Below are 13251 nucleotides of genomic sequence, written 5' to 3' on the forward strand. Positions count from 1 at the left end.
GGATAAAGCAAGCGAAGCTTGCCACAAAAAAATGAAAAGGAATAGTTCGTCAGCTTTCTTGTTTCTAAGCTGACGTTTAAACAGTCCACTGGACTGTGTAAGGTTGCGAATAAAACAAGCAAGGCTTGTGTCAAAATCCGGAGTCTGTAAAGACGAACGAAGCTTCAAGGCATTCAATGAATGACTTGAAAAAAGGAAGAGACCTGAAGCAGGAAGCTCACGAAGATTGAGTGAGCGTTTAGCGTAAGGAACTCTGACGCGGCTACCGCGTCTTGCAGATAATCCGAATTAATTTTAGAGGCTAAGAACTATTGTCCCAGCCTCTTTTTAGGTATAATCTTGTATTTCTCTTTGCAGTTGATTAACAAGAGCTGTCTCATTGGTTAATTCTAATAGTTGCACTCCTTTATTAATTAAGGCTCTATCTTTCGTGCAAATTCCAATCCGAACTTGGGAAAAACCTAATTGATCATAACGTTTTTGTTCAAGAGCAAGATCGAATGCTTGTTGGCTCAATTCTAAGCATTTATCTTTATGGGCATTATAAAGGTAAATTGTTGCTAATTAGAGAGAATAGAGAAATGAACTTTTTGTAAATCTATATAGTCACGATAACGAGCTAAACTATCTAAAATTTTTCCAGTCGTCTCCTGAATAGTTTCAAAATCAAAAGAATAAAGGATGGCTCCTAGCATACGTAAGTCACTTTCATACCAAGTATCTCGTCTTTTCAAATCTTGCCAGATAATATCAGCTAGTTGATAGGCTTTTTCAGAAGGACCATTGGTGCGAATTTCTATGAAAACTCTAACTAAATTTAAAACATTTTGGATTGGCAGATCTTCCATTTCTTGTAGATATTCTTCGCAAAGTTGAGCAATTTCTTTTAGCTCATCTGTATCTACTGCAGAGGAGTATTTGGATATTCTGACGAGGATATTTTTTCTTTTGCTTGGCTTGTAATAGTTGCAGATGTAGTCAAATTCTCCGAAGGTCATATCAATCTGTCGTAAAAGGTGTTCCATAAGTTCGTAACTAGGAACATCTTTATTTTTTTCGATATTAGATAAATGTCCTCTGGAACAAAAATTACCAGCTGCTTGGCTTTGTGAAATTCCTTTAGATTTACGAATCTTTTGATAGACTTGACCGAAATCCCATCTCATACATTATCTCCTGAAACAAAAATGCGTGTATTTTATACATATTTAGCGAAAGAGTTACCTTGATGTTATTATATAGAAAAAAGGAGGCAAAGTCTATGAAAAAAGGGAAATGGTTCAATATTTTGTCACTCTTATTAGTGATAGTAACCCTTTTAGGCGAGGGTTGGCCGTGGTGGCCATGGTGATATAAAAGGCAAGGAAAGATAGGTGAGTCCAACGGACAGTTGAGATTAGATATGTTGGCATTGTTGTTTATTTTCTTTTGTGTAGGGAGTAATAATACAGGGAAAATCAATAACTTTAAGGCATATCACCATAAGTAAGTATTTCGATTAGTTATTAACGAGTGGTTGTTTCATTCTTACACTTTTTAGTCTTATGCAAGAAACTTCAAGTATTTTCGTTCTCATTATAAATTTACAAAAGGCTAATGTTCCAAAATATATTTATTAGTGCTATAATTACATTGGTAAAACGCTTACTTAAATATTTTTAATTTTTTTGGAGGTGTACGATGAAAAAAAAGAATGTAATGTTTTGGGGATTTCTTATATTGCTGGCATTTAATGTGTTTTTACTTTATTCAGGGATTGTAGTTAAGAATGTATTTTTAATATTATCAAGTATAACATTAATAATGGTTTCTCTTGTAAGCTTGAGAAATATATTAAGGAGATTTTAAGTCAAATCAAGACAGATGAGCTTTATCAGAAACTTCTTTCAGTTCTGAACAACAGCCGCAAGTACTATGCGGAAATTCTCACTCGCCGCAAAGGAAAAGAAATGAAAGAAATAACGGAATAATCATTAAATCAACAAGGGATTAGCTAGCTTTTCCCTTATTTTTTATCAAAAAAGTAGAGGAAGCATAGAAGCTTGTTTTTTTTAGTAATAAATCTGAAAAATATCTCAGGAAATCTGGGATATTTTGTTTTCTTTTTGTTTTCTTTCAGTTTTCTTTAGTTTTGGTTTAAGCTTTCTTCCGTAAACTAGGGGACACTTAACTATCAATGAAAGAATGAGGGCCTATTATGGCAAAGAAGACTTTTAAAGACAAATTTCAGCGGTTTGAAACCAAATATGTCATTTCCAAGGAAACGCTGGTGCTTTTGTTGGCAGAATTTGAGGGGAACATGTTAGAGGATGAGCATGCCTACTCGACTATCGGCAATCTCTACTATGATACACCAACCTATCAGATGATTCGTGAATCTTTGGAGAAACCGTATTTTAAAGAAAAATTGCGTGTGCGAACCTATGACGCAGATCCGATAGAGAACAGTCAGGTATTTTTAGAAATCAAGAAGAAAGTACGCAAGATTGTCTACAAACGGCGGATAGCAACTGACTTGTTGAGAGCAGAGAGTTATCTAGCAGGGCGTGAAGTTTGCCTTGATGATTCGCAAATCAAAGAAGAAATTGACTGGTTGTGTGAGCGTTATGGTGGTGTGCAACCTATGATGTATATTTACTACAATCGCTATTCTATGAAAGGAAAAGAAGATGAAAATGTTCGGATCACGATTGATCACGATGTGACCTACCGAAATTATGATTTGAGTCTTTTGGACGGAAGGCATGGTCAAGCACTTTTGCCGGATAATCATGTCATCATGGAAATCAAGGTGCCGGGAGCTTATCCACTTTGGCTGAGCGAGATTTTAGATCGTCATCGGGTTTTTCCTAAATCTTTTTCCAAGTACGGCGTCGCTTATAAGAAAATAAGTCATCAAATGCCAGTCGGAGCGCGCTAAGGAACTTTTAAGTGAGAAGTTGAGAACCAAAGATTTGAGCTAAAATTTTCAATTTTTCAACCCATATTATTTATAAAATAAGGAGTTATGTATGTCCAATCTTTTTTACGATGTTTTTACTGATACCTCAGTGGATCCGATCATGATGTTGCTATCCATTGGTGTTGCTTTGCTTTTGGGGCTGGTCATTGCTAAGGTTTATCAGTACAAAACAGTTTATAGTCAGTCTTTTGTTTTGACTTTAGCACTTTTGCCAGTTTTAATTGCGATAGTCATTTTCCTTGTCAATGGTAGTCTGGGTGCTGGTGTTGCTGTGATGGGTGCTTTTAGCTTGATTCGTTTTCGTTCAGCACCTGGTGGCGCCAAGGAACTTCTGGCGGTCTTTCTGACCATGACAGTCGGGATTGCCATTGGGATGGGCTACATCATCTTTGCGGTGATCTTTACGGCTATCATGTCAGTGGCTATGTTGCTTTTAGAAGTGAGCAATTTTGGTCGGATGAAGCACAAGATGCGTCAACTGACCGTGGTTATTCCAGAAAGTCTGGGCTACGATAGTATTTTTGACGATATTTTTGAAAAAGCAGCGAACCATGTCGAGTTGGTTAATGTGAAAACATCTGATATGGGAAGTCTCTTTAAGCTCAAATACATTATTCAGTTAAATGGAGGCATGTCTGAAAAGCAACTGATTGATGCTCTGCGCACTCGCAATGGGAATCTAGAAATTGCTATTAGTCGCCATATTACTAAGGAAAACGAGCTATGATTGAATCACCATTTAACCGAGGAAAGTTTACATTTTCATTTTATTAGAAAGAGGCCTTTTATGAAGAAAAAAGACAAAATAAGATTAATGGTACCTTTGGCACTCCTGGCACTGTCGCTTGGAGCTTGTAGCTTAACTAAGAGCAGTACTAGCACAAGTAAAAGTAGTAGCCAAACTAGCCAGACAAGCACTAAGACCGATACGACTAAGTATTTCACAGACCGTGACCAAGATGCGTCATACGATGAGGCGTCAGCTACAAAGATCACTTTATCTGGTTCCAGCGCCAAATCTTCTGGCTCTGGAGCAACAGTTGATGGCTCGACAGTAACCATAACAGCGGCAGGGACTTACGTGATTTCAGGAACGAGTAAAAATGTGCAAATCGTTGTCAAGGCGGGTGATCAAGACAAGGTGCAGATTGTCCTTAATGGTGTGACCATGACAGGAACGGACGCGGCCATTGTAGTGGAAAATGCTGATAAAACTTTCTTGACCCTAGCAGAAGGTAGCAAGAACAGTATCTCTGACTCGGCTAGTCACAAGAACACCGACTACGACGCAGCAATTTATTCCAAGGACGACCTGACGCTCAACGGTTCTGGTAGCTTGACGGTCGAGGGTAATTACGGCAATGCTATTGAGTCCAATGATGATCTACGGATCACGGGTGGTACCTATACTATTAAAGGATATAAGAATGGTCTTTCTGCCAATGATGCACTGAATATCAAAGATGCTACTCTCAATATTACGGCGACAGAAGACGCTCTGCACGCAGATAATGACGATGATACCAGCCTTGGCAATCTTTATATTCAGTCTGGTACGATTACGATCAATGCTGGTGATGACGGCATGCACGCCTCAAATATTGCTCTTATCGACGGCGGAACCATTAAGGTTGAAAAGAGCGAAGAAGCGCTGGAAGGAAAGACGGTTACCATTAATGGTGGGGATTTGGATTTGACATCAAATGATGATGGGATCAATGCTTCTGACGGTAGCAGCAGTGAGGGTGGCAATGCACCCGGTCAAGCAAGCTACGGCGTGAGCCTGACGATTACAGGAGGGAAAATCAAAGTCAATGCCAATGGTGACGGACTGGATTCTAATGGCGATCTGACCATTTCAGGCGGAGAAGTCTATGTAGATGGCCCAACCGATGGAGGCAATGGTGCTCTTGACTATGACGGTAATGGGACGATTACAGGTGGGACAGTGATGATTGTCGGAAGCAACGGCATGGCAATGGGCTTCGGCTCAAACTCTAGCCAAGCTTCAATTTTGACCAACGTATCTGGAAGTGCAGGCTCCAAGGTGACGATTACGGATTCGTCTGGTAAAGAAATCCTCAGCTATACCGCAGCCAAGTCTTTCCAATCAGTTCTAGCTAGCTCGGCGGATATGAAGGATGGCGAGACCTACACTATTACGGTAAATGGACAATCAACCACAGCAACTGCCAGTCTCTCAACTCAAAGTGGCAATGGTATGGGTGGCGGACCTGGCGGCAACCCAGGCGGGAACGGCGGTCCGAGAGGCTAATAGTAACAGTACAGAAACTACAGATTCGTAAAAGATTCTGTAGTTTTTCTTAACAGACGACCTTTTCTAATTGCAAAATGCTTGCTTTTTCTTTTTTTATGTTAAATTTTTTGGTAAAATGGTACAAAAGCTAAGGAGGTGCTTAGTGGATTTAACCAAACGTTTTAATAAAAATTTAGACAAGATTCAGATTTCGCTTATTCGGCAGTTTGATCAAGCGATTTCAGAAATACCAAATGTGTTGCGTTTGACTCTGGGCGAGCCTGATTTTACAACACCTGAGCATGTAAAAGAGGCGGCCAAACGAGCTATTGATGCGAATAAAAGTTACTACACAGGCATGAGTGGGCTTTTAGAGTTGCGACAGGCAGCCAGCAATTTTGTCCGTGAAAAGTACAACCTCCACTATAATCCTGAAAATGAAGTTTTAGTGACGATTGGGGCGACAGAGGCCTTGTCAGCGACTTTGACGGCAATCTTAGAAAAAGGCGATACAGTGCTCTTGCCAGCGCCAGCCTATCCGGGCTACGAGCCGATCGTCAATCTAATGGGGGCTGAAATTATTGAGATCGATACGACAGCCAATGCCTTTGTTTTGACGCCAGAGATGTTAGAAGAGGCGATTTTGGAGCAAGGCGACAAGCTAAAGGCAGTTATTCTTAACTATCCAGCCAACCCAACTGGCGTAACCTACACGCGCGAGCAGATGAAGGCTCTGGCAGAGGTGCTGAAAAGGTACGACATTTTTGTCATCTGCGATGAGGTTTACTCTGAACTGACTTATACAGGACAAGCCCATACATCGCTAGCTGAGTTTTTACCTGAGCAGACAATTGTGGTTAACGGACTTTCCAAGTCTCATGCCATGACTGGTTGGCGCTTGGGCCTGATCTTTGCACCGGCTGTTTTGACGGCACAGCTGATCAAGAGTCACCAGTATTTGGTTACAGCGGCGAATACCATGACCCAATATGCGGCGATTGAGGCATTAACTGTTGGGAAAGATGATGCAGAACCGATGAAAAAAGAGTACATCAAGCGGCGAGACTATATCATTGAGCATATGACAGCCTTAGGCTTTGACATCATCAAACCTGACGGCGCTTTCTATATTTTTGCGAAAATTCCAGACACGCACGAGCAAGATAGTTTTGCATTTTTGAGAGCTCTGGCTAAGGAAAAAGCAGTAGCCTTTATCCCTGGTGCGGCCTTTGGACAATACGGCGAAGGCTATGTGAGGGTCTCTTATGCGGCAAGCATGGAGACGATTGAGGAGGCCATGAAGCGTTTGGCAGCATTCATGGAGGAGCATGCTTAGACCGTTTGAAACCAAAGGTTTGGTGCTCTACAACCGCAACTTTCGTGAAGAGGATAAGCTAGTCAAGATCTTTACAGAGCAGGCAGGCAAACGGATGTTTTTTGTCAAGCATGCAGCAAATTCTAGGCTGGCTTCGGTTATTCAACCATTGATAGTGGCAGATTTGCTTGTTAAGATCAACGATGAAGGCTTGAGTTATATTGAGGATTACCATAGTGTGGCGACCTTTCCCAAAATTAATCAAGATCTTTTTAAACTCGCTCATGCAACCTACATCGCAGCTTTAGCTGACGCGAGTATTCATGATAACCAGATAGATCCTGCGCTTTTTGCTTTTTTATCAAAGACTTTGGATCTGATGGAAAAAGGGCTCGATGAAGCTATTTTGACAAATATTTTTGAAATTCAGATTTTGTCTCGCTTTGGTGTTTCGCTCAATTTTCATGATTGTGTTTTTTGCCACCGAGTTGGTCAACCTTTTGACTTTTCATTTCGCTATAATGGAGTGATTTGTCCAGAACATTATGGGAAAGATTCACATCGCTGCCACCTTGATCCAAATGTTCCTTACTTGCTAAATCAGTTTCAGGCGGTACGATTTGAAGATTTGGAGACCATTTCTCTTCATGACGAGATGAAAGCAAAGCTCCGCCAATTTATCGACCAACTTTACGAAGAATATGTAGGGATTCATCTTAAACCCAAAAAGTTTTTAGACTCACTCCAAGATTGGGGACAAATTTTAAAGAAAAATGAGGAACAAAATGAAACGAATAGCCATTGATGCTATGGGTGGGGACAATGCTCCCCAAGCAGTCATTCAGGGTGTGAACCAAGCTCTGAAAGATTTTGACGATATAGAAATCCAGCTTTATGGAGATGAAGCGAAGATCAACCCGCTTTTAGAAATGAATAATCGTGTGAGCATTATCCATACCGAGGAGAAAATCACCTATGATGATGAGCCTGCGAAAGCTATTCGTCGTAAAAAGGATGCTAGTATGGTGCTGGCAGCAAAGGCCGTCAAGGATGGTCAGGCAGATGCTCTCTTTTCGGCTGGGAACACCGGAGCTTTGCTCGCCGCAGGATTCTTCATCGTGGGGCGAATCAAAAATATTGATCGTCCAGGTTTGATGTCAACCTTGCCAACCATTGACGGCAAAGGCTTTGATATGATGGACTTGGGCGCTAATGCAGAAAATACGGCACATCATCTCTATCAGTATGCGATTATGGGTTCTTTCTACGCCCAGCATGTCCGTGGGGTGGCTAAACCTCGCATTGGTCTGCTTAATAATGGTACCGAGGAAAGTAAAGGCGATCCATTGCGGAAAGAAGCCTTTGAACTACTTGCGGCGGATTCTAATCTCAATTTTATCGGTAATGTCGAAGCGCGTGATCTCATGTCTGGTGTGGCAGATGTGGTTGTTACGGACGGATTTACTGGAAATGCAGTGCTGAAAACAATGGAGGGAACGGCTATTGGAATCATGAGCCAGCTCAAACAAACGGTGCTAGCTGGTGGTTTCAAGGCCAAGCTAGGAGCCTTGCTTTTGAAGAAGGATCTTAAAAAGCTAAAGAGCTCGCTTGATTATTCCGATGCGGGTGGGGCTGTTCTCTTAGGTCTCAAAGCGCCCGTTGTCAAAGCGCATGGTTCAAGTGATGCCAAGGCGATTTACAGCACTATCCGCCAAATTCGTTCCATGCTCGATAGTGACTTAGTTGAAAAGTCTGTTCAAGAATTTGAAAGACTAAAAAACGACTAACATTTATATTTCTGTTTATACATTCTCACAAACAAGTCTTGGACAAAGCTTGTCATTGCACATTAAAGGAGAAAAAAGATGACTAAAGAAGAAATTTATAACCGTGTTGAAGTTCTCATCAAGGAACGTCAGAGTGACCTAGTAGTTACTCCTACTTTGCGCATCAAAGAAGATTTAAACGCTGACTCTGTGGACTTAATGGAGTTTATCATTGCCTTAGAAGACGAATTTCAGATTGATATTCCAGACCCTGAAGCGGACACTCTTGTTACTTTGCAAGATGTGGTGGACTATGTGGCAGGAAAATTAGAAGGATAAAATAGGAAAAGAGAACCTGAGCTAAGCTCGGGTTTTATTGTTCGGATTTTTGTCATAACTTTCTAGAAGAACAAGGAGTAACATTCGATTATTTCTTGATTTAAAAATACTTGTATGCTAGAATAATTGTATAATAAGCGGAAAGGCGAACGATTAATGAAAAAAGAACGTATTTATTCAGGAAAAGCCAAGGATATTTTCAGCACAGAAGATGAAAATACGATTGTTTCGGTATATAAGGACCAGGCGACAGCCTTTAATGGTGTGAAAAAGGAGAGAATTGTGGGCAAGGGTGTCCTCAACAATCAGATTTCCTCCTTTATTTTTGAAAAGTTGAATGCGGCTGGTGTGGCAACTCATTTTATCGAAAAATTGTCTGACACAGAGCAGTTGAATAAAAAGGTAAAGATTATTCCGCTGGAAGTCGTGCTGCGCAACTACACGGCGGGTTCTTTTTCCGAGCGTTTTGGGCTGGAAGAAGGGCTTAAAATGGAGACGCCAATCGTGGAATTTTACTATAAAAATGACGACTTGGATGACCCTTTTATCAACGACGAGCATGTGCGCTTCTTGAACATTGCGGATGAGGAGCAGATTGCCTTTCTAAAAGAGGAAACACGGCGCATCAATCTTCTTTTGACCGACTGGTTCCAGCAAATCGGGCTGACCTTGATTGATTTTAAGCTGGAATTTGGCTTTGACAAGGACGGCAAGATTATTCTGGCGGATGAATTTTCGCCTGATAATTGTCGCTTGTGGGATGCGGACGGCAATCACATGGATAAAGATGTTTTTCGTCGTGGTCTGGGTGATTTGACAGATGTGTACGAGTTGGTTTGGGAAAAGTTACAGGCGCTGAAGTAGATAGAGGAAAAAGTAAAATGGATAAACGGATTTTCGTTGAAAAAAAGGCGGATTTTCAGGTCAAGGTAGAGAGTTTGCTTGCAGAATTGCAGCATCATTTGCAGTTGGCTAGCTTGAAAGAATTGCGACTGGTGCAGGTTTATGATGTTTTTCATCTGGAAGAGGAGCTTTTGGCGCAGGCTGAAAAGCATATTTTTGCGGAGCAAGTGACGGACACGCTTCTGTCTGCTCAAGAAGTAGCAGCGGCTTTGACAGAGTATCAGTTCTTTGCGATTGAGGCTTTGCCGGGGCAATTTGACCAGCGCTCAGCCAGCAGTCAGGAAGCTCTCTTTTTGCTGGGGGCAGGCTCAGACGTAGTGGTCAAGACCGCTCAGCTCTACTTGGTCAATCAAGATGTGACCGAGTCTGATCTTGCTGCCATGAAAAAATACCTGCTCAATCCAGTGGATTCACGGTTTAAGGATATTGAAAAGCCCCTGGGCTTGGAGCGATTTTCTCAGTCTGACAAGACCATTCCAGTCTTGGACTTTTTTGCCAGCTATACCGAGTCTGATTTTGCTGACTATAAGCAGGAGCAGGGGTTGGCTATGGAAGTGGCAGACTTGCTCTTCATTCAGGATTATTTCAAGTCTTTGGGGCGCTTTCCGACTGAAACTGAGCTGAAAGTGCTGGATACCTACTGGTCCGACCACTGTCGGCACACGACTTTTGAGACAGAGTTGCGGGGAATTGACTTTTCTGCATCGAAATTTAAGGAACAGTTGCAGGCGACCTATGATAAATATCTTGCCATGCGGGACGAATTGGGGCGCAGCGCAAAGCCGCAAACGCTCATGGATATGGCGACGATTTTTGGGCGTTATGAGCGTGCCAAGGGACGCTTGGACGACCTAGAAGTGTCCGATGAAATCAACGCTTGCTCGGTTGAAATTGAAGTTGATGTCAACGGCGTCAAAGAGCCTTGGCTGCTCATGTTTAAAAACGAAACCCATAATCATCCGACCGAAATCGAGCCTTTTGGTGGGGCTGCGACCTGTATCGGTGGCGCCATTCGTGACCCCTTGTCAGGGCGTTCTTACGTTTATCAAGCCATGCGGATTTCGGGTGCGGGCGATATTACGCAGGCACTTTCTGACACACGGGCAGGGAAATTGCCGCAGCAGGTCATTTCGAGAACAGCCGCCCACGGTTATTCTTCCTATGGAAATCAAATCGGGCTAGCGACAACTTATGTCAAAGAGTATTTCCACCCAGGCTTTGTGGCCAAGCGTATGGAGCTGGGGGCAGTTGTCGGGGCAGCGCCTAAGGAAAATGTTGTTCGCGAAAAGCCTGAGGCAGGAGACGTCATTATCCTGCTCGGTGGAAAAACGGGGCGCGACGGTGTTGGCGGCGCGACGGGCTCATCCAAGGTGCAGACAGTCGAATCTGTAGAAACGGCTGGCGCTGAGGTGCAAAAAGGGAATGCTATCGAGGAGCGGAAAATTCAGCGTCTCTTTAGAGACAAGGCAGTGACCCGTCTTATCAAGAAGTCCAATGACTTTGGAGCTGGCGGGGTCTGTGTTGCTATCGGTGAGCTGGCAGACGGTTTAGAGATTGATTTGGACAAGGTTCCGCTCAAGTATCAGGGGCTCAATGGTACTGAAATTGCCATTTCTGAGTCGCAAGAGCGCATGGCGGTCGTTGTGCGTCCAGCAGATGTGGAAGCCTTTATCGCAGCAGCAGCCAAGGAAAACCTGCTGGCAGTGGTTGTAGCGACGGTGACAGAAAAAGCAAACCTAGTTATGCGTTGGAATGGTGAGACGATTGTGGATATTGAGCGTGCCTTCCTTGATACCAATGGCGTGCGCGTGGTTGTGGATGCGACGGTTATTGACGATGAGGAAAGTTCACTAAAAGAGCTGAGCACCTCTGAAGCGACCCTTGAAGCAGACCTTAAGGGCTTACTTTCTCAGCTCAATCACACTAGCCAAAAAGGCTTGCAGACTATTTTTGATAGCTCGGTGGGGCGCTCTACCGTTAATCAACCAATCGGTGGACGTTATCAAATCACACCAGCCGAAAGTTCGGTGCAAAAATTGCCTGTTGAGCATGGCGTGACCGAGACCGTTTCGGTTATGGCGCAGGGTTATCAGCCTGACGTGGCGGCTTGGTCGCCTTACCACGGTGCGGCTTACGCTGTCATCGAAGCCACTAGCCGCTTGGTTGCGACGGGCTCTAACTGGCAGCAAGCGCGCTTTTCTTACCAAGAATATTTCGAGCGCATGGATAAAAAAGCAGAGCGCTTCGGCAAGCCCGTGGCAGCACTCTTGGGCTCGATTGAGGCGCAAATTCAGCTGGGGCTGCCGTCTATCGGCGGGAAAGACTCCATGAGCGGGACTTTTGAAGAATTAACCGTGCCACCGACCTTGGTTGCTTTTGGCGTGACGACTTCGACGGTTGACCGTATCTTGTCACCAGAGTTTAAGGCGGCTGGAGAAAATATCTACTATCTGGCAGGACAAGCCCTGTCAGCAGACATTGACTACGACTTGATAAAATCCAACTTTGAAACCTTTAGTCGCTTGCAGCAGGAGCACAGCATTACGGCGAGCGCTGCTGTCAAATATGGTGGCTTGGCTGAAAGCCTCGCTCTCATGAGCTTTGGAAATCATATCGGTGCCCGGGTGCAGGTGGATAATGTATCCACACTTTTACAAGCGCAGCTAGGTGGTTTTGTCTTTACCAGTCCAGAAGAAATTGCTGGCGCGGTTAAGCTGGGACAAACGACAGAGCAGTTTGATTTGCTGATCAACGATGTCCGTCTCAGCGGACAGGACTTGCTGGCAAGTTTTGAAGGAGCCTTGAGCGATATTTATCCGACAGAATTTAAGCAAGAAAGTGTGATTGAGGAAGTACCTCAGGTGGCAACTGAAGTGGCGCAAAGAGCGCCTGAACAAGTAGACCAGCCTTTGGTCTACATCCCAGTCTTTCCGGGAACCAACTCCGAGTACGACTCAGCTAAGGCTTTTGAGGAAGCAGGCGCCAAGGTCAACTTAGTACCCTTTGTGACTTTGGACGCGGCAGCGATTGAGGCTTCAGTAGCAGAAATGGTTACCCAAATCAGCCAAGCGCAGATTATTTTCTTTGCGGGTGGCTTCTCAGCGGCAGATGAGCCAGACGGCTCAGCCAAGTTCATCGTCAATATCTTGCTCAATGAGCGGGTGAAAACGGCGATTGACAGCTTCATTGCGCGGGGTGGACTCATCATCGGTATCTGTAATGGTTTCCAAGCCTTAGTCAAATCAGGGCTCCTGCCTTATGGTAATTTTGAAGAAGCAGGCGCGACCAGTCCAACGCTCTTTTACAATGATGCCAACCAGCACGTTGCTAAAATGGTTGAAACCCGCATTGCCAACAACAATTCGCCTTGGTTGTCGGCTGTGGAGGTCGGAGACATTCATACCATTCCAGTTTCGCACGGCGAAGGGAAATTTGTTGTGACGCCAGAGGAATTTGCAGAACTCCGTGACAATGGTCAAATTTTCAGCCAATATGTGGATTTTACTGGGCAAGCAAGCATGGACAGCCGCTACAATCCCAACGGCTCGCTCTACGCTATCGAGGGTATTAGCAGTAAAAACGGTCAGATTATCGGGAAAATGGGGCATTCTGAGCGTTACGAAGACGGTTTATTTAAGAACATTCCAGGGGTCAAAGACCAAGGGCTATTCCGCAGCGCGGTCGAGTATTTCACTGGAAAATAAGAGGA

The 13251-nt window shown here is 43.7% G+C and carries 11 protein-coding genes and 1 pseudogene; 10 read left to right on the plus strand and 2 right to left on the minus strand.

Annotation, left to right across the window (positions count from 1 at the left end):
* Nucleotides 1-327: 327 nt before the first annotated feature.
* On the minus strand, nt 328-516 hold the full coding sequence (locus A3I3_RS10800; RefSeq protein ID WP_155978930.1) for a hypothetical protein: 189 nt from the start codon (nt 514-516) through the stop codon (nt 328-330).
* 44 nt (nt 517-560) lie between these two features.
* Nucleotides 561-1166 (minus strand): helix-turn-helix domain-containing protein, encoded by a 606-nt coding sequence (locus A3I3_RS0103300; protein WP_018371317.1) that lies wholly within the window; start codon nt 1164-1166, stop codon nt 561-563.
* A gap of 675 nt (nt 1167-1841) precedes the next feature.
* Here A3I3_RS0103300 and A3I3_RS11345 point away from each other — a divergent pair.
* From A3I3_RS11345 to A3I3_RS0103355, 10 genes and pseudogenes are all read left to right on the plus strand, one after another.
* Nucleotides 1842-1970: pseudogene (locus A3I3_RS11345) on the plus strand (DUF6261 family protein); the annotation flags it as partial.
* A gap of 227 nt (nt 1971-2197) precedes the next feature.
* Nucleotides 2198-2920, plus strand: coding sequence for a polyphosphate polymerase domain-containing protein (locus A3I3_RS0103315; protein WP_018371320.1), 723 nt, complete (start codon nt 2198-2200; stop codon nt 2918-2920).
* A gap of 91 nt (nt 2921-3011) precedes the next feature.
* Nucleotides 3012-3689: a DUF4956 domain-containing protein gene (locus A3I3_RS0103320; RefSeq protein ID WP_018371321.1), complete on the plus strand. Its 678-nt coding sequence runs from the start codon at nt 3012-3014 to the stop codon at nt 3687-3689.
* Between the two features lie 60 nt (nt 3690-3749).
* Complete coding sequence (locus A3I3_RS0103325) at nt 3750-5237, plus strand: carbohydrate-binding domain-containing protein (RefSeq protein WP_018371322.1); 1488 nt, start codon at nt 3750-3752, stop codon at nt 5235-5237.
* 145 nt (nt 5238-5382) lie between these two features.
* Nucleotides 5383-6555, plus strand: coding sequence for a pyridoxal phosphate-dependent aminotransferase (locus tag A3I3_RS0103330; RefSeq protein ID WP_018371323.1), 1173 nt, complete (start codon nt 5383-5385; stop codon nt 6553-6555).
* A complete protein-coding gene (gene recO, locus A3I3_RS0103335) occupies nt 6548-7339 on the plus strand; it encodes a DNA repair protein RecO (RefSeq protein WP_018371324.1) in 792 nt (263 codons plus the stop codon). Before A3I3_RS0103330 ends, recO begins: the two co-directional genes overlap by 8 nt.
* Nucleotides 7320-8321, plus strand: coding sequence for a phosphate acyltransferase PlsX (gene plsX, locus A3I3_RS0103340; protein WP_018371325.1), 1002 nt, complete (start codon nt 7320-7322; stop codon nt 8319-8321). The genes recO and plsX overlap by 20 nt, the downstream gene beginning before the upstream one ends.
* A gap of 78 nt (nt 8322-8399) precedes the next feature.
* Complete coding sequence (locus tag A3I3_RS0103345) at nt 8400-8639, plus strand: acyl carrier protein (RefSeq protein WP_018371326.1); 240 nt, start codon at nt 8400-8402, stop codon at nt 8637-8639.
* Nucleotides 8640-8795: 156 nt separating this feature from the next.
* Nucleotides 8796-9503: a phosphoribosylaminoimidazolesuccinocarboxamide synthase gene (gene purC, locus A3I3_RS0103350; protein ID WP_018371327.1), complete on the plus strand. Its 708-nt coding sequence runs from the start codon at nt 8796-8798 to the stop codon at nt 9501-9503.
* 17 nt (nt 9504-9520) lie between these two features.
* The gene (locus A3I3_RS0103355) at nt 9521-13246 is read left to right on the plus strand and encodes a phosphoribosylformylglycinamidine synthase (protein WP_018371328.1); all 3726 of its coding nucleotides are present in this window, start codon (nt 9521-9523) and stop codon (nt 13244-13246) included.
* Nucleotides 13247-13251: the final 5 nt, after the last annotated feature.

Source organism: Streptococcus massiliensis DSM 18628, assembly GCF_000380065.1.
Taxonomy (GTDB): domain Bacteria; phylum Bacillota; class Bacilli; order Lactobacillales; family Streptococcaceae; genus Streptococcus; species Streptococcus massiliensis.